The organism is Sphingobacterium sp. xlx-96, from assembly GCF_011007365.1.
In the GTDB taxonomy this organism is placed as follows: domain Bacteria; phylum Bacteroidota; class Bacteroidia; order Sphingobacteriales; family Sphingobacteriaceae; genus Sphingobacterium; species Sphingobacterium luzhongxinii.
Window position 1 is genome coordinate 1 of the sequence record NZ_WFKM01000007.1, and the last position, 23,397, is coordinate 23,397.

Consider the following 23,397-nt stretch of genomic DNA (forward strand, 5'->3'; position numbering starts at 1 on the left):
CAGGTGGTTCTATATTAGTGATAGGAGCTGGTTCTTCGGCTTTTTCTACTGGAGCGGTGCCCTTAGTCACGCCAGCTTTAAATCTGGGTTTGAATCCAGCCGGTTTACTACCACTTGCTTTTGCTTCCTCTTCGGTTGCCACAGGTGGTTCTATATTAGTGATAGGAGCTGGTTCTTCGGCTTTTTCTACTGGAGCGGTGCCCTTAGTCACGCCAGCTTTAAATCTGGGTTTGAATCCAGCCGGTTTACTACCACTTGCTTTTGCTTCTTCTTCGGTTGCCACAGGTGGTTCTACATTAGTTATAGGAGCTGGTTCTTCCTGTGGAGTCATTTTTATGATGTCCGGCTTAAATCTCGGTTTGAAACCCGATGGAGGAACATTTGACGTTTCTTGTGAGGTTTTTGTGTTTTCAACACTTTTGCTCGTTGGCTTCGACCCAAATTTAGGTTTAAACCCAAGTTTAGCGCTCGTTTTAGCAGGTTCGATATCCACAGGTGAAGCAGTTTCTTTTGGACTACTATTTTTAGGTAAATCTGCTTCTTCGGCCAATAAATAACTTTTTCGTAACTTATTAAACCAGAATTTTTTGGAATGATCAAAGCTTTTTTCGCCCATTGCCCTATAGTGAACCTCAAATTCCCGATAGAGTTCCTGATTTGCAGATTTCAATGCAAAAAGATCTATTTTCTTTTTTATAAAAAATTCTTCAAAACTGAGCATACCCAAACTTAAATAAAATGCTTTGAATTCACCACCAATAGACTGTTAAAACGTTCATTCAGAAAAAGAAACTAACCCTACGTAATCAAAAACCTTCACACGTTGGAAGTGTGAAGGTTTTTTTCTTTTAGCATAGTCTCCTTAGACTTGACTAGTCCATATTGTGGTAAACAGCCTGAACATCGTCATCCTCTTCGATTTTATCGATCAGTTTTAAGACATCAGCCGCTTCTTCCTCTGTCAATGTGCTATGAGATAATGAAATGCGTTCTAATTTGGCAGAAGTTACTTCAATGTTTTTTTCTTCCAATAAGCGTTGCATATTCCCAAAATCTTCAAAAGAAGTCTGTACCACAACGATATCATTTCCTTCTTCATCAGATTCTACGTATAGTTCCTCGAGACCTCCGTCAATTAATTCCAGCTCTAGCTCTTCTACATCCAACTCTTCCGTTGCTGGAAATCTGAAAATAGATTTACGTTGAAATATGAAGTCTAAAGATCCTGTTTTACCTAAAGAACCCCCTGCTTTTGTAAAGTAGCTACGGATATTTGCTACTGTTCTATTCGTATTATCAGTTGCCGTTTCAATTAATACCGGGACACCGTGAGGGCCGTAGCCTTCATACACAAACTCTTCGTAACCTTTCGAATCCTTTTCGGAGGCGCGTTTGATTGCCGCTTCAACACGGTCTTTAGGCATATTTACCGCTTTCGCATTTTGGATTGCAGTACGTAAGCGAGAGTTATTTTCAGGGTGAGGGCCTCCTTCTTTTACAGAAATTGCTATTTCTTTTCCTAAGCGTGTAAATTGTACGGCCATTTTGGCCCAACGCTTAAATTTTCTTTCTTTTCTAAATTCAAAAGCTCTACCCATTTCTTTATTTGTTTGTTTTAAGATTTTCGATCATGTCCTTTGTCATGGCTTCCAGGTCATAAGCTATTTCCCAGTTCCAATCTTTACGGGCATATACATCGTCGATACTTTGCGGCCAAGAATCGGCAATAGCTTGGCGAGGATCTCCCGAGCTGTAAGACATCTCAAAATTAGGAAGAATTTTTTTAATTTCTTGTGCGATCATTTCTGGAGTGAAAGAAATACCAGCAAGATTATAGCTGGACCGGATGGTTAAGTTCTCCGAAGGGGCATCCATTAACTGTATAGTAGCACGTACGGCATCATCCATATACATCATTGGCAGAGCGGTACCTGCTGATAGAAAGCTCTCATAACTGCTTTTAGCCAGGGCTTCAAAGAAAATATGTACCGCATAATCCGTGGTTCCTCCGCCCGGAGCTGTTTTCCAGGAAATTATTCCAGGATAACGAATACTACGGATATCCAAACCGTATTTAGCATGATAGTATTCACACAGACGTTCGCCAGAAAGCTTACTGATACCATAGATGCTATTTGGGTCCATTACGCAGTATTGCGGGGTCTCCACTTTTGGTGAGTGAGGTCCGAAAACAGCGATTGAACTAGGCCAAAATATTTTCTTAATACCACCTAATTCCACAGCAAGATCCAAGACATTTAATAAACCGTTCATGTTCAAATCCCATGCAGTCTGTGGGTATTTTTCTCCTGTAGCCGATAGCATCGCCGCTAAAAGGTATACCTGAGTAGGTTTATGCTTTTCGAAAAGGGCTTTTACAGCATCTTTATCAAGGACATTGATAATTTCGAAGTGATGATCAGGAGCTGTGATTTGTGGTTCTCTGATATCCGTCGTAATTACATTCTCAGCGCCAAATTTGGTTCTTAGTGCATCCGCTAGTTCGGTGCCGATCTGACCGTTTGAACCAAGGATTATAATTGTTTCTTTCATTAAAATAAATATTTTACGAGTGTTTGTTTATTCAAAGACCATACACTCGGTTATGCGATGTAAAACTATGAAAGCTGTTGGCCGATGTTTTGCTAATTTAAAAAGCGGCATATACGTTAACTTTCGGTGCTGCAAAGATAGGTGTTTTATCGCGTTTTTGTCAATAGTACTGCGATTTATAAACCATGACAAAAGACCCTTTAAAAACTTCTCTGGAGCCAGTGTCATCATAAATTTCAGCCCAATAAATGTAGTGACCAGCAGGTGCTTGATGCCCATTGTCACCCCTGCAGTCCCAAGTGATTTTGCCCTCAGAAGCGGTACTTTCGTTACGAATCAAACGTTTGACTAGTATGCCTTTTTCATTGTATATATGTACTGTCAACATGTAATTGGTCGCCTTCAGTTTGTAGTTAATCTCCAGTTGATCCTCAAAGCTATCTCCATCTGGCGACACCGTTTTTGCACGCAAATAAAAATTGTTTTTTATTAAAAAGTTATCCACAATTAGTGAGTTTTTGTATCCAGGAGTTGCGCCGCCGACCAATGTTGACGCAGATTTGAAGTTGCCGGGATGATTAGTTTCTTCTTCATAGGAAGCCCTTTCTAAAGACACCCCTTTAGGATTATTGATCCAAGGGTTATGCATATTGCTATGGTAGTACAGCGAGTCGATAAGAGATGTCGTTGAAAATAAGGTTACTACTCCTTGTTGATTTGGGTAGGCCGGTAAGCTAGGAACTTCACGGATATGGTCATATACTGAATTGGGGTACTCCTTCATCAAGGTCTCTTTTTCTGTTGTTAACACTAAAAAGTCGCCTGCCGAAATTAATAGTAACTGATTAGATATAGGCCGATTCCCCAGTTTCCACCCCTGCAGGTTTATCGGGTATTCCGTTTTATTATAGAGCTCTATAAAGTCGGAACTTCCATCTTTAGGGTTAAATAGGATTTCATTAATCACAATAGCATTATGTTCGGAGGGTTGTTGATTGAAAAGGGGGTAAGGAGACATTGAGATTTGACTGCCACAAGTCTGGAAGTCATTAATGGTTAACGTATACAGTTTGTTTTCCTCTAAAGACTTGTTAAAAATAAGGATAAGTGTGTCCTGACCCGTATTCCAAGAGATTTTTGAAAGGACTTCATCTGCGTTATTTATAAGAATTTGTTCTTTTGTAAAAATAGGCAGGATGGTTTTATCTACATTGAAGGTGATACGGATAGTGTTATCCCTTATTTTTCCGTCCGTAATCTTAATGTCTGGCGTGTGTTTACTATTAAATATAGAATTTGGAGTGCCGGGGGTGCCGCCGCGCATTGCAACGGATGAGGTCCAGTTGGATGCCATATTACAGAGCCAGTTGGGGTTGATACGTTCCAGACTCCAACCACCGTTCTTTTTTGATAGACTTTCGTGCCAGCTGTCTTTGTAGGATACTTTATCAATTATCAAATTCTGTTGATAAACGGTGATAGTAGCACCTGTATTACTTAAGACAATCCAACTGGATAAAGCAATGACATTTCCGTAGTTTTCTAAAAAAGGTTCACCCTCTTTAGGGCATAAAACCACCAGTTGCTGCGGTGCTAGAAGATAAGATGGAAGAACTATTACTTTGTTGTTGACTTTTAAGCTAATTTCAGAAAGGTTCTGTACGGACGTTCCGTTGTTAAAAAGTTCAATATACTCAAATTCCGGAAGTTGGCCTCCATTTGGATTTGCCATAACCTCATTGACAATGATCCCTTTGCCGTATAGATAAGTTATGGATACAAAGATACAAAAAAATGTAAAAAGCAGCTTTTTCATATGACTGATAATTGGTTCGTTATAAGAAAAATACAGTTTCTCTATAATGTACAAGATAAAGAATAATTTTTGCTCAAATACATCTTTTATACATTGAATATTCGGTCAGCAGACATATTATTTTGATAAATTAGTAATTTTAGGGCTTTATACAGCTATTTTCTGTTAATATTCCTCCGTTAAAAATGAGAAAAATGTAATTTTTTGTATAAAATACTCCTCTTTATTTACTATGTTTGACATCGTGAATTTAGAATAGAAGTCACGTAAGTACTAAAAATTATAAGAAAATGAAAGTAGCAGTAGTTGGCGCAACTGGACTTGTTGGGTCAGAAATTTTGACGGTATTGGCGGAAAGGAACTTCCCCGTAACAGAATTAATTCCAGTTGCCTCCGAAAGAAGCAAGGGTAAGGAAATTGAATTCAACGGTAAGAAGTTTAAGACGGTGACTCCCGATGAAGCTATTGCATTGAAGCCACAAGTGGCCCTGTTTTCAGCAGGAGGAGGAGTGTCTACGGAGTATGCCCCTCTATTTGCCGCAGCTGGAATTACCGTGGTGGACAACTCATCAGCATGGCGCATGGATCCATCAAAAAAATTAGTGGTACCCGAAGTAAATGGAGATGTGTTGACCGCAGAGGACAAGATTATCGCTAATCCGAACTGTTCAACTATTCAGATGGTGGTCGTATTAAAGCCTCTACATGAAAAGTATAAGATCAAGCGCGTCGTAGTATCCACGTATCAGTCTGTTACTGGCACAGGAGTGAAAGCAGTGCAGCAATTGAAGGATGAAAGAGCAGGTGTAGAGGGCGAAAAAGCATACCCGCATCAAATTGACCTTAATGTGATTCCGCACATCGACGTTTTTCAAGAAAACGGCTACACCAAAGAAGAAATGAAGATGATTCAGGAGACCAATAAAATTATGCAAGATAATTCTATTAAGGTTACTGCTACAACAGTGCGTATTCCTGTTGTGGGAGGACATTCTGAGTCTGTTAATATTGAGTTCGAGAACGATTTTGATTTAGACGAACTGCGTTCGGCCTTGAAAAGTCAAGAAGGGGTAGTCGTTGTAGATAATCCAGGTAATCTGGAGTATCCAATGCCTAAAGACGCGCACGGCAAGGACGAAGTCTTTGTAGGTCGTATCCGTAGAGACGAATCACAGGCAAATACAGTAAATCTTTGGATTGTTGCCGACAATTTGAGAAAAGGAGCTGCGACAAATGCAGTGCAGGTTGCCGAATTGCTTAATAAAAAGGGACTAATCTAGTGAACTAACCGTAAACATATATATACCAAAAAAATGCCCTCATTCGAGGGCGTTTTTTTTGGTATATAACGTAATTGTCAACACTAGTGGGAGAGAAAAAATAGGACTAATAGCTGGATATTGGTGATATATTGATGACGATTACGTAAATATGAATGACATTGTAATAGAAAGCATATTATTTGAAATTAATTCGTGAATCAAATAAATCAAACTCCAGCTGGGCAGATTCACCTCCGGAGATGAACCCGATTCTCTGTTATCGGGAGAGCTCATTGATTCCATAAAAAGCATGCGTTAATCAATAAAATACCAATTCTAATAAGTAAAAAAGGCGAATACTGATGTATTCGCCTTTTTTACTTATTAGAATGTTTTGATTAACGTACTTGTGTAAATACCCAAGTATCATCAAATTTTGTTGCACTGTTCATACCAGTAGTCAAGTAACCTTTTCCACCGATAGAGAATGAAACAGCTCCCTCTCTAGCATTCTGAGGTAAAGCTTGGTGTTTACTTTCCCATTTGTTACCAGCTACATCATATTTCCATACATTGCCTAATACAGAAGCTTTTTTACCACCAACTACATAACCGAAGTTACCGATTACAAATGTTGATGCTGATTGACGGGTTAGATCGTATGTATTAGACGCATCTTTCAAAGGTGATAATTCAGCCCAGTTAGAACCATCAAAAGAATAGAAATCCTCAGGGAATTGGTTGTTATCCATACCACCACCGATATATGCTTTGCCACCTACCACAAAAGCAAATGCGTTAACGCGTTTGTTTTTCAAAGGGTTCTCAATACGAGTCCATTCGTTTGTTCCAGGCGTATATTTCCAGAAATCCTTCAATGTTTTTTGTGTTTTTGTAGCACCCGTACCTACGTATCCAGCACCGTTCAATGTAAAGGCAACAGCACCATAGCGTGCGTCAGCTTCTGCAGGAAGAGGTGCGATCTCTGTCCATGTGTCTGCCGCAGGATCATACATCCAAAAATCACGCAATACATCCGTACCATTAAAACCAGTACCTACATAACCTTTGCCACCGATGCTAAAGCCTACAGCACCATTACGAGCCTCGCCTTTAAAGTCAGCAATACGAGACCATAGGTTATTTTTAAATGTCCAAGCATCTTTTGTACGTTCATTTGTTGACAAGATGCCTGTTGCTAGATATCCAGTCTCACCGATTTGAAAAGAAGCTGCTGCACTTCTTGGGTCACCATCAAAAGCAGAATCTTTGACCCATTCCGTAGGACCTGTATCGGTTGTAGAGTCAGTATCATCGCTTTTCTTACATGAATTAAAAGCACTTAACGAAAAAACGCAGGCCAAAACTACAACAAGCCAATTTTTCTTATTCATAAGATTATTTGAATTTAGTATATACAATATTTAATTTAATTTTTGGTTTGCCATTCTCCGTGGCGATCATTGTTCCATTAGCTGTTCCGAACAGTGCCGGAGAAGCTGTAGATAATAATAAAGAAGTTCCCCTATATTCAGGAAGATTTACATTTTTAATATAATCAATCAAATTAAAAACGTAACGTCCATTCACACCCGAGTCGTTACCCGGTATAAAAGTCGCTTGTTGGATACTGTTTGAGAATGGAACCCTTACATAAGAAATCGGCACACCGTTACTATTTGCAATCAATAACATTAATTGATTGGGAGATGGGTAAAAACCATAATTCTTACCTGTCGTCTCGATAATTAGTTCTACTTTATTCACCGCTAGATCTTCCTCATACATGAATTCATTTAACGAAGGAATCGTCATTTTCGCTACAAGACCACCACCCCCTTGGATAAATACCTCGCCATTTGTCGCTGTACTACTAATTTCTCGGTTTGTCGTATTTAGACTTGCATAAGCAGTCCCTGTACGGTCATGCTCGATATTGTTAAACTGATAAGATTTGCCTCCGGCAGAGATTACTTTAGCACCTTTTTTTAGGAAACCATCAGATCCCACGTACGAATAGTTGACGTTCATTTGTAGGGTATCACTTAATCCTAAAATAACCGTATTTTGCGAACCTGGTACAAGAACAAGACCTTTTAAGTATTGTTGAAAAGATTCATTCGACGTTACGTTGATATCATTAGCACGTACCATATCGAAAATTTCCTGTCCAAAAGCTTGATTCAATCGTACACTTATGCTGTCCAAAGAACGGATCGTGGGATTGAATGTTTTCGCCCCTAAAGCGGTTGCGTCAAAATTAAATTTTTGATCGTTGAAGATTGTAGGTCCAGTGACATAGATTGGTGTATTATAATTGTCAATGGCATTAGTGATATCTTTAGTTACGATTTCTTCTGTAACGCGGTGCACAGCGATTGTTTGAACTTTTGTCGTATCCCCATAAAAATATCTCGATCTGTTTGGTCTTAGTACTAAATTTACAGAATCAAAGACTGCATTCGTTGGGATATCGTTTATTAATGTTTGCAACTGTACCAAGAAATACGAAGAGGACTTTAACGAGCCTACTTTAGGTTGAGTCGATTTACCCACCAGCAAAGTTCCTGTACCAGCGGATGGCATGTTTAACAATTGAAATGTAGACGTATTTATAGTCATGGAGTCAACAACAACAATACCCATGTTATCATTGGGATTTTCCAAAGACACACTCATCTCTTTGTCACAGCTAGAAAAGGAAACTGTTGTAGCAAGTAAAAATAGAAATAAAAGGTATTTAAAACGTAATAATTGCCTCATATATATTAGTTGACATGCAAATGTAAGTAATACGTATTGTTAATATGTGTTATAATTTGTTAAATATGACCCTAAACAATTCGTGGTGCAAATCTAAGAATTTAAATTTGTTTTAATCATGTTAAAAAAGTATAAAATATTGATGGTGATGATCGTTCTTTCCCTTGTTGGGATAGGCGGTATTGTGGGCGTTTGGCTTTATGGAGGGTACGTTAATAGACGTGAGATATTTGTGAATGAGGTGGAGAGGGGGCTTTTTAATGCTGTTCAATCCTATTATATAGATCATGAGGGCGTGTTCAATGAAAAAAGAAATAAAAGTATTGCTAAAGAAGGTAAGCTTTTTGTTTCGCGTATCAAATCTCTGTATTCCAATGTCGATGAGTTCAAAATACAGAATCTTTGGGATAGTCTTGCACGTGAACGAATGCGCCGGTATGCTGAGCGCCGGGAGGCTAAAAAAAAGGGAGATGGCGAGCCTGTCGCAATTATGCCATCCTTCCTATTGCAAAATGTAGACTTCAATGACAGTACGCTCAATGAAGTAAACACTCTTCTGCGGGAATCCTTAGCGGTAAAGGGGATCACAACTCCAATAGCGGTAGATATCAAAACTATAACAGATGGAGACCGGCCCCGCGGTCCGCATCGGATAAAAATTGATGCCGATGGGACAATTTCAACTCGACCTATATTGGTCAACTCCACACAGGATCAGTTTCTCTTAGCCCAATTTGAGCAACCCATTTTCTACTTGTTAGGTAAAATGGCTATACAACTCATTGTTTCTGTCTTGTTGATTTTAGCGCTAATAGGTGCCTTTATTTACTTATTGTGGACTATCAATAGACAAAATAAATTGGCTCTTCTGCGCAAATCTTTTGTTAATAATATGACGCACGAGTTGAAGACCCCTGTTGCCACAGTAATGGCAGCGATAGAATCTATTCAGCGTTATGGAGCCAAGGACGATAAGAGTAAGATGGAAAAATACCTAAATATCTCGCATCGCGAACTTCAACATCTCTCTAATATGATTGAGAAGGTATTGCAGCTTGATATTGATGAGGTCAGGGGGATAATGATGCAAAAGACGAGTATCGATTTAGTTCAGCTACTTGAAGAGGGGGTAGAAATAGCACAATTGGGAGCCGGGAAGCCTGTGGTTATTGATTTTAAGAATGATCTTAATGAGTTTTCAATTCAAGCAGATTCTGCACACTTAAAAAACGTGATAAGTAACCTGTTGGACAATGCCATCAAATATTCAGGTGAGTCCGTCAAGATAAAGGTTAAGCTAATAAGAGATGCTGAATTTGCGCGGATATCTATTTCCGACGATGGACTAGGAATTGATGGAAGTTATTTAAAGGATATATTTGAGATGTTTTTTAGGGTGCCTAGCGGCAATCTACATCCTATTAAAGGTTTTGGGTTAGGATTGGCCTACGTTAGACAGGTCGTAAGACAGCATGGTGGAAATGTCGAAGTAGAAAGCATCTTGGGGAAAGGAACTATATTTACACTATCAATACCTATAGGATGAATAAAGTGAAGATATTATACGTTGAGGATGAGCAGAGTTTGGCTCTTATTGTAGCAGATAGCCTTGAAGATCATGGTTTTGAAGTTGTTCATCGCGAAAATGGGCAAGAAGCCCTAAATTATTTTAAGCGTGAGAATGCAGATATTATTATACTAGATGTTATGATGCCATTGATGGATGGTTTTACCGCCGCCACCGAGATCCGTAAAGTGAATCCACATGTGCCGATATTATTTCTCTCAGCGTTGACACAGACAGAAGACGTTGTAAAAGGCTTTCATTTAGGGGCAAATGATTACATCCGCAAGCCTTTCAAGATTGAAGAGTTGATAGTCCGTATTGAAGCGTTGTCCAAACGCGCAAAGAAAAGTATACGTGCGTTGTATGAGATAGGAGATTATTTGTTGGATACCGGTAAAAATGCACTGCGACACGTTTCCGGAGAAGCAAAGCTTTCTTATCGGGAGACCGAATTGATACGTCGCCTGTTCGAGAACAAGGATAACGTAGTTCCGCGTGAAGATATTATTAAAACCTATTGGGGAGACGATACCTATTTTACTGGGCGTAGTCTGGATGTATTTATCAGTCGGATTCGAAAATATTTCGCACATGACGAAAGGGTTAAAATAACCAACGTCCGGGGTATTGGCTATATTATGAATATTGATTAATTTAAGAGGATGAAAGCACTGATAATTATAGATATTCAAAATGATTTTCTCCCGGGTGGAGCTCTTGAGGTGGCCAACGGTGATCAGATTATTGACACGGTTAATATGTTGCAGTCTCGATATGATCTCGTTGTTGCGACACAAGATTGGCATCCAAGCAACCATAAGAGTTTTGCTTCACAGCATCCCGATCATAATATCTTCGATCTTATTGATCTAAACGGGTTAGAACAAGTCTTGTGGCCTAACCATTGTGTGCAGGGGTCTAGAGGAGCTGAGTTGGCCGATACTTTACGGCAAGAACGCATAGAAGCGATATTTAGAAAAGGTATTGATCCTGCTATAGATAGTTACAGCGGTTTTTATGATAATGGTCGACGTAAGAATACGGGGTTGCACGGTTACCTACAGAATCGTGACGTTACCGAAGTGCATATTTGTGGTCTAGCCGCAGATTTTTGTGTCTATTTTACGGCTATGGACGCTTTGAGTTTAGGGTATCGAACACTTATCTTATCCAAAGCAACGAAAGCAATTGACAAAGAAAACTATATGGATAAAAAGCAAGCTTTTATACATTCTGGCGGACTCTTTATCTAACTTCCTTTTCTTCCGATCGGCATTTTGCCACCGAATTGTCTCAGGTTGTATGTAAATGATAATAGAAAATAACGGTTCAGGGTGTTGGATGTCACATCCGATATATTATTTTCATTTACTCTCCGGTTTACATTTTGAGCATTGTTTAGTAGGTCGAACCCCTTAAAGGCCAATTCACCGTTTTTACGTTTCAATAATTTGTAACTGATAGATGCATTCCAAATGGATGTTTCGATGCCTGGACTTCCCATGATACCACCATTGAGTAAATACATAAATTGCGATGAAAGAACCAGTTTTTTAAAGAGTTCTACTGTTACATTGTTGTTTATTCTATGCGTGAACACTTCATAACGTGGTACTCTGGCTATCGGGTTTCGGGTGAATCTCCCATCTATTTTATAGTTTAATCCGACTACATACTGTTTGCTGAAATTCGAATTAAAACCAATACTTTGTCCAAAGCCATAGGAAGTGCTGTTCACAAGATCTCCATTTATTTTTGTCAGATCATTGTTGTAGAATATTCTGGTATTAGTGTGTAGATTAATTTTAAGGGGTTTAATCGGAAGACCATAACTGTTGTTGATCCTGAAATTGTACGCACCATTTACGTTAGTAGGTACGGTATATTGCCCGCCCGCTCCCAAAATCACATCGTCAAATAACGTTGTAGTTGTGTCCGTCATTAATACCGAGTTGATTATTTTATCGTTCAGATATTCAAAAGTTGCATTACTCGTTAATGTCCGGCCCGAGCGCTTGTTTACGTCTTTGTATTGCAGTTTCAAGGTGTGTGCATACTCCTGATCTAGATTAGGGTTTCCGTTGGTGATGCGCAACTCATTTTGATTGTTGATAAAGTCTTGGAGCTGATTAATGTTTGGTGTGTTCGTTTGTGTATTATAGTTGAATTCAAAAGTTCTGTCTTTAGAGAATTTATATATGGCAGTAAATTCGGGCAGTAAACTGCTGAAGTCGGCCTTAGTATGAAGGTTTAACGGTACAGTACGGTTATTAATACGAATACCATGTTGATAATTTAATCCTATCTGAATCCGAAGTGAATCTTTCATGTTATAAGAATAAGACATACCTGCGCTATGATAGTTATAGTCATTTCTAAATTCGTTCGAAAGCCTGTCCTTTAATTCCCCCAACTGCCCTGTTTCCGCTAGAAATTCAAATGTTTCCCGATTAGAATAGTTGGCCGTGTTTCTGAAATTGTAATTAGCCTGAAGTCGACTACGGCTGGAAAGCTGCTCCGTAATGGAGAGTCGAGCACTAGCACTAGATCCGTAACCGTTTGTTACACTTTGGTTGTTATTTGTGTCTCTGCGGGTCAATAGTGAATCCTTATAATATGATGTCATAGCGAGATTGAGTCCCAGTACATCGTTTGTGCTTTTATTCCCATTAATCCTCAGTGATATCGATCTCCCTTTTTTTGAGAATCGATGCATATAAGTCAATGCGCCACCAAAATTTAAATTTTTATCATCATTATCATTCGAGCGTACAGATTCATTGATAGGGTCAACACGCTCTCTGTTCGTCTGACTAGTGGAACTGCTCTGCCTAAAATCCTGAGTGAAGTTAAAGTTTGGAGAAAAGTCAATTCTGTTAGTAGAATCGATATCCCATTTTATGCGACCACTAAATTTGTGTTCTTTGCTTAAGTTATTCGATAGTTGTTCTTGTGTTCTAAATTGATTCGCCTGTTTGTCATTGAGGTATTCGATGTTCGACTGCGTATTTGTTCGCGTAGAAAGAGATTTGAAGTTGTAGTCTCCACTGGCCTCCATTTTCTTGTTTAGGTAAGTGTTGGTAAAATTGATGGCGCCTGCATAGGTATCTGACAGACCTCTTTCCGTGTTGTTGTTTCCTCTTCGTCCACCTCCACGCCCCTGTTCAGCAAAGTTGGTTTCGTTGATGTTGTTTGCCATAAGATTTATGGCGTACTTTTTATCCCCATCAAAGGAATTGATAGAAGTGTTGATTCCAAACTTGTCACTGTTACCCTTGCCTGCATTTGCTTTTCCAAAGTATCCACGACGTTTGTCCGGCTTAGTGATAATGTTGATTACCTTATTACGCTTCCCATCATCAAAGCCTGAAAAACGAGCCTGTTCCGATTTCTCATCAATTAGTTGTATTTTGGCAATGATCTCCGCAGGCAAGTTCTTTAAAGCTATTCGTGGGTCCGAACTGAAGAACTCTTTTCCATCAACAATAATACGCGTGACCTTTTCACCATGTGCTTCCACATTACCCTCCTCATCAATCATTACCCCGGGAATTTGAGCTACCAGTTCGTCGGCATCCGCATATTCCCGTGTTGAAAAATTCTTAGCGTCAAATTCTAACGTGTCCCCTTTCATCACGATGGACTGAGGGGCTGTGATCTCTACTTCTTCAATAGCTATTTCGGCTGGTTCTAAGCGAAAGAAGAAGTACGTCGGTTTGCCATACATTACAAAAGTTTGCAATTCAGATTTAAAACCAACATAATTCGTGCTGATCGTATATCTTCCATCTTCTAGTGTGTGCTGTGTAAAGAGGCCATTAGTATTAGTCCTTACAGATAGTATAGAAGAGTCCTTTTGACTTATTATTCGTAGGGTAACACCCGATAGGGGTTTGGAGGTAGTTTTGTCTACAATATTGCCAGTAACTCTATTTTGGGCAAGTACAGTATACTGTACTATAAAAAAGCATATTATCGGAAATATAAATTTCAGTACACTTGGTTTCACAAGGTTTAGTATTAGATTTTTCGCAGCAATATTAAGTTTTTTATTTGTTAATTACTGTTACATTGTATTAAACCTAAATTAATAATTAAAGCCACTATTCGTGAATGCAAGGCATTTTGTCTAATTTTGTATTGTTCTAAACTGTAGTATGAAGGAAAGCTCGTTAAGTAGAAAGGAGAAAATTTTACAGACCGCATTGACCCTGTTTGCCGAGAATGGGTATGCCGCGACCTCAACCAAAGAAATAGCGGCTATTGCTGGTGTGTCGGAGGCTTTGATATTTAAGCATTTTGGGAATAAGGATACGTTGTTAGCACACCTGATCAAATCAGGATATCGACGGGTTTTGCAACATCATAGAGGTATGATGACGTATAAGAATGCTAAGGACTTTTTGCGAAACATGATTTTCCTTCCCAGTAAGCTAGTTTCGGACGAACCTTTATTTTGGAAATTACAGGAGCGTTTGTCCCATACGCCATTCTCTAGGCAGCAACATGAACAGTTTATGAAACCGGTACATCCGATCATACAACGTGCCTTCGAAGAATTGGATTATAAAGAACCCGAACTAGAAACACAGTTTTTATTGTTGATTATCGATATGCTCTGGAAAAAAGAAGCTTGTGGAGATGTAATGAATGCCGTGGATCTGGCTATTATGTTAGAAAATAAATATAATCTGATTTAATGCGTTTTTGTGCGTTTTTTTTAAAACTTTTGCAAATTATACGCTATTTATATATATAAGTATTATTTTAGAGCCTTAATTATAAAACAAACAGTATGATAAAGTCAATTATAGTCAGTGCATTTTTGTGCGGTTTGACAACAGTGGGATTTGCGCAAAAGAAGCCTGCTTTTGTTCCTTTTATCAATCAGCAGCATCAATGGGTGGATTCGGTTTTTAATAGTTTAACGCCCAAAGAGCGCATTGGACAATTGTTTTTGGTACGTGCGCATACCAATCTGGGACAAAAATATATTGACTCCGTAGCTACAGTGGTTAAGACAGAGCAGCTCGGTGGATTAGTTGTTTTTCAAGGAGGGCCGGTACGTCATGTGGATATGTACAATCAATACCAAAAGCTCACTAAGGTACCTCTGTTGATTACATTTGATGGAGAGTGGGGATTAGGGATGCGTTTGCCAGATTCTACACAGTCTTTCCCTTATCAGATGACTTTAGGAGCCTTACAGGACAATAGTTTAATTTATGACATGGGACGAGAGGTGGCCAAGGATTTTTTGCGAATGGGCATGCATTTTAATTTTGCTCCCGTAGTTGATGTCAATAACAATTCTAAAAATCCGGTGATTGGTTTCCGTTCTTTTGGGGAGAATAAAGAGAATGTCGCTCGCAAAGCCAAGGCTTACATGGAAGGAATGGTTGATGGTGGAATTATTGCTTCGTTGAAACACTTTCCAGGACATGGCGATACCGATGTAGACTCGCATTATGATTTGCCACAACTTAACTTTTCTAAAAAGCGGTTGGAAGAGTTAGAAATGTATCCATTTAAGGAATTGATAAAACAGGGAGCACCAGCAGTTATGGTGGCGCACATGCATATCCCTGCGTTAGACAATACACCAAATATGCCTTCTTCTATTTCTCGCAAAGTCGTTACCGATTTGCTCCGCAATGAGTTAGGCTTCAAAGGACTGACAGTAACCGATGCTATGGATATGAAGGGCGTTAAAAAGTTCTTTCCAAATGGCGAGGCAGATATCATGGCTATTGAAGCTGGACACGATCTGTTAGAGGTATCCGAGAATAGCGGTAGAGCTATCGATCTGGTGGAAAAAGCTATAAAAAGTGGTAGAATAAATCAGGTTGAGATTGATGCACGCGTAAAGCGTGTTTTGGCTTCCAAATACTGGTTGGGACTGAACAACTATCGTCCCACGAATAGGAACGGTCTTATCACAGACTTAAACCGACCAGCCACCAAATCCCTTATTCAGCGAATGGGAGATGCCGCTGTGACAGTGCTAAAATCGAACAAGCGTATACAGTCCTTTGACGCAAAGCAAGAGACTGCTGTCGTAAGCGTTGGTATCAGTCAAGCGCAGGATTTTGAAAAGGGATTGGCTGTTCAGCTGACAGCGGGAACCAACTATTATATAACAGGGGCAGAGACCGTAGAACAATTAGATAGTTTGGTGAAAGTGATTAGAGACCACAAGCAGATCGTACTTGCGATACATGACAACCGTTCCCGTCCACGTCCTGAACTAGATATAAAAGACCCTGTAAAGAAATTTGTCGATCGGATTGCAGGCAGACGTACGGTTACAGTGATGTTTACCAATCCCTATGCGATCAACTCCGTTGATGTAGCGCGTAGTGCATCGATTATATTGGCTTATCAAAATGATGACTTTATGCAACGTTCTGCATTAAAGGTATTGCTAAAACAGATTAAGGCTACTGGTAAACTACCGGTGACGATAAATAAAGAATTTGCCTACGGAAAAGGAATTTAATTAAAGGAGCTGACTGGGTGAGACGTAAATTGGTGAAACCGTAAAGTTGTTAAAAGGATAACAGTTTTACGGTTTTACCTTTTTGTCCGATGACTAATCTAACCTATTAAAACGCTTAAACTCTAGAACCTCTATCACTATCATAACTGGGTAACATCATAACATGATCACTCGTTAACACAATAACTCCCCTCCCTACCGAAAGAATTACCAAAGAGACTCTCCAAAAGCATGAGAATGTAAACATTTTCTTCTTTTGTAGACGCTTCTTTTTATTTCATTTATATTAATGATAACTTTGACCCTGATTTATAAAATAGACTTAAGTTATCATAATGGCACAAGAGCAAATTTCCGTGTTTGATATGTTTAAAATAGGTATCGGACCTTCCAGTTCGCATACTTTAGGGCCTTGGAGAGCAGCGCAGCGTTTTGTACAGAAGTTAGTTGAACTTTCTGTTTTCGAGGATGTGCAGCAGGTCAATATTTTACTCTATGGGTCTTTAGCCAAGACAGGTGTCGGTCACGGTACAGACATAGCGGTATTATTAGGTCTTAGCGGCGATGATCCGGTTACATTTGATGTCTCGCAGGTCATGCCCAAGGTAGAAGATATAAAAAGCAATGGAAAGCTGGTTTTGGGGGGAAATCACGAAATTGACTTCAATTATCAAGATCAGTTACTTTTCTTATTTGATCAGAGTTTGCCTTTTCACCCCAATGCCGTTACTTTTCAGGCTTTTCTGAATAATGGTAAAGCTATTTCGGAAACCTACTATTCTATAGGTGGAGGTTTTGTTGTTCAGGAAAATGATTCCGAGACCGTATTGTCAGAGGTAGACATGCCGTTTCCGGTCGATAGTGCGCAGCAATTGATGAGTGCTTGTATGCGTACAGGTTTAAAAATATCGGAAATAGTATTAGAAAATGAGTGCTCCTGGCGTCCGGAAGCAGAGACCAAGTCAGGTATTCTGCGCATTTTTCAAACCATAAAAGAGTGTATCTATAAAGGTTGTCACACTGATGGGGTGCTGCCGGGAGGACTGCACGTCGAGCGCCGGGCGGCAAAGATGAATAAGCGCATGCTAAAGGGCCGCGAATACAGCGATTACCAAACCTGGCTTGAGGCTATACGTCAAGGTGGACGTGATTTCGGATATATTTTGGACTGTGTAAGCTGTTTTGCTTTAGCGGTCAACGAGGAAAATGCATCATTTGGCAGGGTCGTTACCGCTCCCACAAATGGAGCTGCAGGTGTTATTCCTGCGGTGTTACAATATTATATTGCCTTTTACGATGCTTTTAATGATGATAAAGTGATCCAGTTTATAGCAGCAGCTTCTGAGATCGGTTCTATCTTTAAAAAGAATGCTACTATTTCTGCTGCAATGGGAGGCTGTCAGGCAGAGATCGGAGTCTCTTCGGCTATGGCTGCAGGCGCACTGACCGAATGTCTTGGGGGGTCGCAGCGGCAAGTGCTGATGGCGGCAGAGATTGCTATGGAGCACCATCTAGGACTTACCTGCGACCCGATCGGAGGATTAGTGCAGATACCATGTATCGAACGTAATACCATGGGCGCGATCAAAGCTATTACAGCAGCTCAATTGGCATTACAGTCCAACCCAGACAAAGCAAAAGTTAGTCTTGATGCGGTCGTTTCGGCTATGTGGGAGACCGCTCAGGATATGAATGTCAAATACAAAGAAACAGCCGATGGTGGTCTAGCGGTAAAAGTACCGTTGAGCTTACCGGAGTGTTAGTGTAAAATATTTGTAAGCCCTAGCCTTAATAAGCTAAGGCTTTTTTCGTTATTTTTACAGCTATGAAATACGCCGCAATAGCTTCAGGGTCGAATGGTAACTGCTATTACATAGCCAAGGGAGAGGATGTCGTTCTCATAGACGTAGGGATCAATACCAAACATATATTGTTACGTATGGCGAATTTAGGGCTTTCTCCCGCTGCAGTAAAGGCCATTTTCATTACACATGAACATACCGACCATATCAAAGGACTTTCTGTATTCTGTAAGCGGTACCAGATTCCTGTATATCTCACGAAAGGCACCTACAAAGGAACCAAATTACGCTTGCCAGAGCATTTGGTGCATATCATCAATGCCGATGCCCGAATAAAAGTTGGAGATCTGACAGTAATTGGTATTCCTAAATATCACGATGCCAAAGAGCCTTGTAGCTTCGTCGTTACCGATGGGGATACTAATGTATCTATTCTGACCGATCTAGGCAGAGGTTGTGATAACGTGAAACATGTCATTCAACATTCCGATGTGTTGTTATTAGAGTCCAATTATGACGAGGAAATGCTTCGTACGGGGCGTTACTCTTATTATCTTAAAAACCGGATCAGCTCAGGTTGGGGCCATATCTCTAACAGAGAGGCATTGGAACTATTATTGGAGCATAGAAGTCCACGACTTAAGCATTTAATACTCGGCCACCTATCCGGCGAAAATAATACGGTGGATATCGTCGAGCAGACCTTTGCGTCGCATTGTGATGGGATAGAATTATCTATTGCATTACGTACGGAGGAAACACCTCTGTACGAATATTTGCCAGAAATGCAGACTATATTGAGGTTTGTGTATGAAGAGCAACAGATTACTTTGACACAGTTTTAAAAAAGTCCCTAATAAGTTTTAACTTTGAACGGTCATTTCAACGCAATATGTTAAAGCAGCAAATATTTCGGAAGCGTGTCATTCGTTACAACTATTTCAAGCTTTTTCTTTCCGTCGTTCTTGTTAGTATAATGTCCTGTATATTAGCTTTTAGTCTAAAGCATCTGACCGAGTTTTTTCAACACTATATCTATCATTATATTCAGGGGCAACAGGTTGCTCTATTTATTCTATTACCGTCAATCGGGATTACAAGTATCTACTTTCTGCGTAAGTATGTTTTTCAGAATCGTAAAAACAAAGGAATTAAGGAAATATATACCACGTTAGAAACGAGAAAAGATCACCTGCCTTTCTTTAAGGTCCCTTCCCATTTTATCAATGGATTTTTAACCGTCATTTTTGGTGGATCGACCGGAGTAGAGGTATCTACGGTGGTCGCTACAGCGACAGTAGGCAATCAGGCCTATAAACGTATACATTCTGCTTGGGCGTTTAAGACCGAGCTGATCTGTGCTGCGGTTACCGTTGGTGTTACCGTACTGTTTGGAAGTGGAATAGGCGGTCTGCTCTTTGCTTTTGAAGTCATCGCACGCCGGTTTAGCAAAACACTTTTATTCAGCGGTATGGTGTCGATGATATTAGCCTATGCATTCGTCTATTTTTTTGATAGTAAGCCGATCTTACCTTTTGAGGTGACACACTGGAACTTATCAGCCTTGCCCTATATATTTCTGGTGGCGATATTGGGAGGAGTATTAGCGCTTTATTTTACCAAGTTGGTCATCTATGCAAAACATTATTTCGGTACAATCAACAGCAACTTTATTCGGGTTAATCTAGGTGCAATAACGGTAGGTGCTTTAATCTTCTTCCTGCCCCAACTTTATGGCGACAGCTATGCTGGGCTGAATGAATTGCTCACCTGGCGCCAGCTCAATCCGATGGGGCAACTGACATGGCTACCTTTAGTACTATTGCTATTTCTTAAGCCGATAGCTGCATCATTGACACTGGGGGCTGGTGGAGACGGCGGTGTCTTTGCTCCAAGTATCGTTGCGGGAGCATTTCTGGGATTGTTATTTGCTCAGCTGTGCAATCATTGGTTCGGTACAGAGCTGATCCTGCTTAATTTTGCGCTGTTTGGTGCCGTGGCTATGCTTTCTGCCGCTATACATGCACCTTTTGCAGCTTTGTTTATTATCATGAGTGTTGTTCCTAACGGTCTGCAATTGTTTATTCCTTTGCTGATCGCCAGTATTATCGCTAAAATCTTTGCTAAGTGGGTATACCCTTATAATGTGTATACCTATAAAGAGGATCCTAAGGTGGTAAAGGTTTGAGGTTGTGTGTTGCTACGGCTGGCTTAAGGCAAAAGTATCAACGGTATGTACTTAGTAATCATAGAGAACTTTTACAGTATTATCTAAGGCCTTTTTTTTATGTACTGGTTCACGCTATGCCCTTCGATAGTTCTTGCAGACAGCTAGGAGGGTGGTTCGAGACTGGCTCGGGGGATTTTCGGTTGTTGTTCGGTGATGGTTAGCCATCGAGTCAAGGCGTAGCCGAAGACTTACCGAAGGATAGTCGAAGCAGTCCCGAAGGAATCCCGAGGATGGTAAGAAGGAGTATCGGAGTGTAGTCGAAGCTATAACGGAGTTGAGGGGACTTGAGCAGACTTAAGGCGACTTGAACGGACTTTATGAGTGGGATTTGTTCTGTTGTTTGATTTTTGGTAACTTGTAGGTTTTAAGTTTGTTATAGTCTTTAACCAATTGTCTCTTTTATGGACGAAATTATCAAAGAAGTTGTTTCCCAAAAATTGCGTAAGCATGGTGCAAGCTATAATCTTAGTGAAAATAGTAAGCTCGCAAATGTGGATTTTACCTACGCAAGCAAGGTGAGTTCTAAGATATATCAATACGGTAAAAAGATATGGCCTGAAATGGCCAACCGATCTGTTTTTAATCGCTTGACGAAGAATGTAGGTGAGCTCGTTCGGTTGGACGAGAAGCATGAGTTAGGAGGGTTGCGTATAGGCTTTGGTAATAGCTCTGCTTTAAAAGACTTCCGTTGGAATAAAAAACGAACCTTCTCGCGACTTGTTCCGTGGCAAACGGAGATCCAGTATAAAGAGGGTCAAAGAGATATTTTAGTGAAAATTCTAAAAGACAAGCTGTGGAGTGTTTCAAGCACTGATAAACGGATAAGTTCACTATGCATTCGTTATCATGCTTTGAAAGTACCCTTTGAATTGGATGATGAAATTGACTTTCTCTACTCCAAGGAACTTCAGGTGTTACCAGGTAAAGAACCGCCGGCAAAAGAAACCAAGTTTTCGGTGCCAGATTGGGACAATTGCTTGATTATCGTGACAGGGGTGGTTCGCTGTCGCCTGTGGCATGCCGATGGTAAGGAAGATTATCTGTCCAACAGTCAGGCTTTTATGGCAGCCGATATACTAGAAGTTTTTCGGATCCGTGATGGAAAGTTTATGAAAGATGTGGTCCGGGAATCAACACCTGTGCAGAAATCTACTCAAGAAGGAGGAACAGAGTGGGTGTAGCAGTATGGGATAGCTCTTGTAGTTTTTTGTCGGTTAATGGCGAAAATTACGACTTGATTTAAGTGCTCAATTAAATTTTCTAATTTCTTGCGTAGTACATCAATTTCTGTTGAATTTCGGTTAGTAGGTCGAAAGTTACTTTAGCGTCACTGTTTCTTCTGTAAAATACTTCAAGTATAGTCAATACAGATTATTTCACAAAATCTATCAGATAATTAAGGTTATGAGTTGTTGGTGTGTAATGAAGAAAATATTTAATTAAACCCCACCAAATTTTTTCAAAAGACAAACTAATAACGTAGGATATGGACGCTGTATGTAACACTAAGTCAGTTGTTTTATCATATGCACAGCACAGTGCATAAGCCCAGTTCGAATGGTTATACCAAATTTTGTAACATAAATCCAGATTTATTTTCTCCATTTCGATTAGTTCTCCCTCTTTCAAATATTCCCTATCGCTATTTCAACACTCTGCCGATTGCGATAAGTTGGTGCGAAATACATCTCCTTTTTTCAGTTTCTATTCAACCTGTTCAGGTATCTCTTGTATTAAAGTCACCATAGTCTTCTCCGGTAGTAACTTCATAACACAGTTTTGCAAGTTCATAATAGGCCTATTCTGATTAGACATGGTAGCAAAGAGGTAATAATGATGTACCTCATTGTGCGACTGTTGTACATTCAGTAGGTTGCACATGCTGTCTTGCTGTAGAGTCCATGTAACTGACCATAGGTTTCCAGTGCATTGTGGATAAGGTCGCGATGGTTGTTGTTAATGTTTGTTGACTTTTCCATATCGATTCTGGTTTTGATAATGTCGGTTTGTTGATGGATATTCAGGATAGATGAAAACTTTTTTATTTCTTGCAGTAGTTCTTGTTTATAGTCCGCTATCCGTCCAAATGTGCGATCCGCAATATTCTTGCAAAATTCGATTTTCTGGAGATCCATTGTAAAGTGGTGCTTGTAACGAGATAACGTATAAGATTCCGTAAGCCTATTCATAGCCTGTTTATCTTCTTTGCTAGTAAGTAGACTAGACTGCCCAAACGGGGATCATAAGGTTTGAAGAAATCTATATTTTGCTTTAGTGAATACGTGCGTTCCTCGACTCCCAATAACAATTTGTGCGCTTTGCGTAATGCTATTTCTAGAGCTTGATGGAGCATAAACGCAGCATTCGAGTATATTTCCTTATCATAATAAAGATGGTAGCCTTCCATAAAGGCTATAATTTTGTCCTTTTCTCTTTTTATATATTCTCTTGTTTGTTCCATGAGATCTTCGATATTAAGGTAGGTAAGGGGTAATGCGTTTACATGTTCGGGATTCAAATAGATGTGGTTCCCCAGCTGACAATGGAGGTGTAATCGGCCAAGTCCATCATCGATTCTGGATTGCACATTTCTAGTGTTATGGAAGGTGAAATAGTGGCCTTTCATGGGACGAAGCGTACGTTGGCTTCGTTCGCGAAGAGTTCTACTACGTTGTTTATTGTGTATATGTCTTTGTACAATTGTTTGCGTTATCCCATTGCGGCTGTAGGTGCATAAGAATATATCGTTGACAGTGAGATGCTTGAAAATGATTTCAAAATTAGATTTCGGTGTGGTTGTCATGTCCAATAGGATTAAGGGTGAAAATATGCTACATTGTCTTTGTGAATATGTAGAAGAGTATCCGGAAGTCGGAGGATTTTGTATGTTTTTGTTTCCATTGTT

The 23,397-nt window shown here is 39.8% G+C and carries 20 protein-coding genes; 10 read left to right on the forward strand and 10 right to left on the reverse strand.

Translation table 11 applies throughout. The annotated features are described in order from the left end of the window. The 4 genes from G7B20_RS10285 to G7B20_RS10300 form a co-directional block, all read right to left on the reverse strand. On the reverse strand, positions 1-721 hold a 721-nt coding region (locus G7B20_RS10285), incomplete at its 3' end, for a hypothetical protein (protein ID WP_205601934.1). A gap of 151 nt (positions 722-872) precedes the next feature. Continuing rightward, the gene (locus G7B20_RS10290; protein ID WP_079642723.1) at positions 873-1,598 is read right to left on the reverse strand and encodes a YebC/PmpR family DNA-binding transcriptional regulator; all 726 of its coding nucleotides are present in this window, start codon (positions 1,596-1,598) and stop codon (positions 873-875) included. A 4-nt stretch (positions 1,599-1,602) separates the two neighbouring features. After that, entirely contained in the window at positions 1,603-2,553 is a 951-nt protein-coding gene (locus G7B20_RS10295) for an NAD-dependent epimerase/dehydratase family protein (RefSeq protein WP_164110934.1), read from the reverse strand. A gap of 160 nt (positions 2,554-2,713) precedes the next feature. Continuing rightward, positions 2,714-4,369 (reverse strand): lamin tail domain-containing protein, encoded by a 1,656-nt coding sequence (locus G7B20_RS10300; RefSeq protein ID WP_164110935.1) that lies wholly within the window; start codon positions 4,367-4,369, stop codon positions 2,714-2,716. A gap of 290 nt (positions 4,370-4,659) precedes the next feature. On the opposite strand from G7B20_RS10300, the gene G7B20_RS10305 reads away from it, so the two are divergent. Further along, positions 4,660-5,649 (forward strand): aspartate-semialdehyde dehydrogenase, encoded by a 990-nt coding sequence (locus G7B20_RS10305; protein ID WP_164110936.1) that lies wholly within the window; start codon positions 4,660-4,662, stop codon positions 5,647-5,649. Between the two features lie 380 nt (positions 5,650-6,029). On the opposite strand, the gene G7B20_RS10310 is transcribed toward G7B20_RS10305, so the two are convergent. Both G7B20_RS10310 and G7B20_RS10315 read right to left on the reverse strand, forming a co-directional pair. Further along, positions 6,030-7,025 carry a Kelch repeat-containing protein gene (locus tag G7B20_RS10310; protein WP_164110937.1) on the reverse strand — a complete coding sequence of 332 codons (996 nt, stop codon included), beginning with the start codon at positions 7,023-7,025 and terminating at the stop codon, positions 6,030-6,032. A gap of 4 nt (positions 7,026-7,029) precedes the next feature. After that, the gene (locus tag G7B20_RS10315; protein ID WP_164110938.1) at positions 7,030-8,394 is read right to left on the reverse strand and encodes a DUF4270 family protein; all 1,365 of its coding nucleotides are present in this window, start codon (positions 8,392-8,394) and stop codon (positions 7,030-7,032) included. Positions 8,395-8,512: 118 nt separating this feature from the next. On the opposite strand from G7B20_RS10315, the gene G7B20_RS10320 reads away from it, so the two are divergent. Genes G7B20_RS10320 through pncA form a run of 3 tightly spaced genes read left to right on the forward strand, consistent with a single transcriptional unit; the run spans position 8,513 to position 11,214 of the window. Then, positions 8,513-9,940, forward strand: coding sequence for a sensor histidine kinase (locus tag G7B20_RS10320; RefSeq protein ID WP_164110939.1), 1,428 nt, complete (start codon positions 8,513-8,515; stop codon positions 9,938-9,940). Beyond that, positions 9,937-10,614, forward strand: coding sequence for a response regulator transcription factor (locus G7B20_RS10325; protein ID WP_164110941.1), 678 nt, complete (start codon positions 9,937-9,939; stop codon positions 10,612-10,614). The genes G7B20_RS10320 and G7B20_RS10325 overlap by 4 nt, the downstream gene beginning before the upstream one ends. Before the next feature lie 9 nt (positions 10,615-10,623). Further along, the gene (gene pncA / locus G7B20_RS10330; RefSeq protein WP_164110943.1) at positions 10,624-11,214 is read left to right on the forward strand and encodes a bifunctional nicotinamidase/pyrazinamidase; all 591 of its coding nucleotides are present in this window, start codon (positions 10,624-10,626) and stop codon (positions 11,212-11,214) included. On the opposite strand, the gene G7B20_RS10335 is transcribed toward pncA, so the two are convergent. Next, the gene (locus G7B20_RS10335) at positions 11,211-13,970 is read right to left on the reverse strand and encodes an outer membrane beta-barrel protein (RefSeq protein ID WP_164110945.1); all 2,760 of its coding nucleotides are present in this window, start codon (positions 13,968-13,970) and stop codon (positions 11,211-11,213) included. The two genes, pncA and G7B20_RS10335, sit on opposite strands and share 4 nt — an antisense overlap. A 148-nt stretch (positions 13,971-14,118) precedes the next feature. Here G7B20_RS10335 and G7B20_RS10340 point away from each other — a divergent pair, with 148 nt between their 5' ends. The 6 genes from G7B20_RS10340 to G7B20_RS10365 all read left to right on the forward strand — a co-directional run bounded on the left by G7B20_RS10340 (position 14,119) and on the right by G7B20_RS10365 (position 21,673). Continuing rightward, positions 14,119-14,661: a TetR/AcrR family transcriptional regulator gene (locus tag G7B20_RS10340; protein WP_164110947.1), complete on the forward strand. Its 543-nt coding sequence runs from the start codon at positions 14,119-14,121 to the stop codon at positions 14,659-14,661. Positions 14,662-14,756: 95 nt separating this feature from the next. Further along, a complete protein-coding gene (locus tag G7B20_RS10345; protein ID WP_164110949.1) occupies positions 14,757-16,460 on the forward strand; it encodes a glycoside hydrolase family 3 protein in 1,704 nt (567 codons plus the stop codon). A 335-nt stretch (positions 16,461-16,795) separates the two neighbouring features. Further along, complete coding sequence (locus G7B20_RS10350; protein ID WP_164110951.1) at positions 16,796-18,223, forward strand: L-serine ammonia-lyase; 1,428 nt, start codon at positions 16,796-16,798, stop codon at positions 18,221-18,223. Positions 18,224-18,285: 62 nt separating this feature from the next. Further along, entirely contained in the window at positions 18,286-19,107 is an 822-nt protein-coding gene (locus G7B20_RS10355; RefSeq protein WP_164110953.1) for an MBL fold metallo-hydrolase, read from the forward strand. A 131-nt stretch (positions 19,108-19,238) separates the two neighbouring features. Further along, a complete protein-coding gene (locus G7B20_RS10360; protein ID WP_240466001.1) occupies positions 19,239-20,450 on the forward strand; it encodes a chloride channel protein in 1,212 nt (403 codons plus the stop codon). Positions 20,451-20,893: 443 nt separating this feature from the next. Continuing rightward, a complete protein-coding gene (locus tag G7B20_RS10365) occupies positions 20,894-21,673 on the forward strand; it encodes a hypothetical protein (RefSeq protein ID WP_164110956.1) in 780 nt (259 codons plus the stop codon). 523 nt (positions 21,674-22,196) lie between these two features. On the opposite strand, the gene G7B20_RS10370 is transcribed toward G7B20_RS10365, so the two are convergent. From G7B20_RS10370 to G7B20_RS10380, 3 genes are read right to left on the reverse strand one after another with little or no spacing between them, the layout of a single operon-like run. Continuing rightward, a complete protein-coding gene (locus G7B20_RS10370) occupies positions 22,197-22,373 on the reverse strand; it encodes a hypothetical protein (protein WP_164110959.1) in 177 nt (58 codons plus the stop codon). Beyond that, a complete protein-coding gene (locus G7B20_RS10375; protein ID WP_164110961.1) occupies positions 22,358-22,681 on the reverse strand; it encodes a hypothetical protein in 324 nt (107 codons plus the stop codon). The genes G7B20_RS10370 and G7B20_RS10375 overlap by 16 nt, the downstream gene beginning before the upstream one ends. Next, positions 22,678-23,295: a hypothetical protein gene (locus G7B20_RS10380; protein WP_164110963.1), complete on the reverse strand. Its 618-nt coding sequence runs from the start codon at positions 23,293-23,295 to the stop codon at positions 22,678-22,680. The genes G7B20_RS10375 and G7B20_RS10380 overlap by 4 nt, the downstream gene beginning before the upstream one ends. Positions 23,296-23,397 lie beyond the last annotated feature (102 nt).

Bases quoted from the DNA above. Each gene is read 5' to 3' on its own strand.
- G7B20_RS10305 (WP_164110936.1), top strand. From the start codon at position 4,660: ATGAAAGTAGCAGTAGTTGGCGCAACTGGACTTGTTGGGTCAGAAATT.
- G7B20_RS10345 (WP_164110949.1), top strand. From the start codon at position 14,757: ATGATAAAGTCAATTATAGTCAGTGCATTTTTGTGCGGTTTGACAACA.
- G7B20_RS10325 (WP_164110941.1), top strand. From the start codon at position 9,937: ATGAATAAAGTGAAGATATTATACGTTGAGGATGAGCAGAGTTTGGCT.
- G7B20_RS10365 (WP_164110956.1), top strand. From the start codon at position 20,894: ATGGACGAAATTATCAAAGAAGTTGTTTCCCAAAAATTGCGTAAGCAT.
- G7B20_RS10315 (WP_164110938.1), bottom strand. From the start codon at position 8,394: ATGAGGCAATTATTACGTTTTAAATACCTTTTATTTCTATTTTTACTT.
- G7B20_RS10290 (WP_079642723.1), bottom strand. From the start codon at position 1,598: ATGGGTAGAGCTTTTGAATTTAGAAAAGAAAGAAAATTTAAGCGTTGG.
- G7B20_RS10300 (WP_164110935.1), bottom strand. From the start codon at position 4,369: ATGAAAAAGCTGCTTTTTACATTTTTTTGTATCTTTGTATCCATAACT.
- G7B20_RS10295 (WP_164110934.1), bottom strand. From the start codon at position 2,553: ATGAAAGAAACAATTATAATCCTTGGTTCAAACGGTCAGATCGGCACC.
- G7B20_RS10350 (WP_164110951.1), top strand. From the start codon at position 16,796: ATGGCACAAGAGCAAATTTCCGTGTTTGATATGTTTAAAATAGGTATC.
- G7B20_RS10360 (WP_240466001.1), top strand. From the start codon at position 19,239: ATGTCCTGTATATTAGCTTTTAGTCTAAAGCATCTGACCGAGTTTTTT.
- G7B20_RS10375 (WP_164110961.1), bottom strand. From the start codon at position 22,681: ATGAATAGGCTTACGGAATCTTATACGTTATCTCGTTACAAGCACCAC.
- G7B20_RS10320 (WP_164110939.1), top strand. From the start codon at position 8,513: ATGTTAAAAAAGTATAAAATATTGATGGTGATGATCGTTCTTTCCCTT.
- G7B20_RS10310 (WP_164110937.1), bottom strand. From the start codon at position 7,025: ATGAATAAGAAAAATTGGCTTGTTGTAGTTTTGGCCTGCGTTTTTTCG.
- G7B20_RS10355 (WP_164110953.1), top strand. From the start codon at position 18,286: ATGAAATACGCCGCAATAGCTTCAGGGTCGAATGGTAACTGCTATTAC.
- G7B20_RS10380 (WP_164110963.1), bottom strand. From the start codon at position 23,295: ATGACAACCACACCGAAATCTAATTTTGAAATCATTTTCAAGCATCTC.
- G7B20_RS10340 (WP_164110947.1), top strand. From the start codon at position 14,119: ATGAAGGAAAGCTCGTTAAGTAGAAAGGAGAAAATTTTACAGACCGCA.
- G7B20_RS10370 (WP_164110959.1), bottom strand. From the start codon at position 22,373: ATGTGCAACCTACTGAATGTACAACAGTCGCACAATGAGGTACATCAT.
- pncA (WP_164110943.1), top strand. From the start codon at position 10,624: ATGAAAGCACTGATAATTATAGATATTCAAAATGATTTTCTCCCGGGT.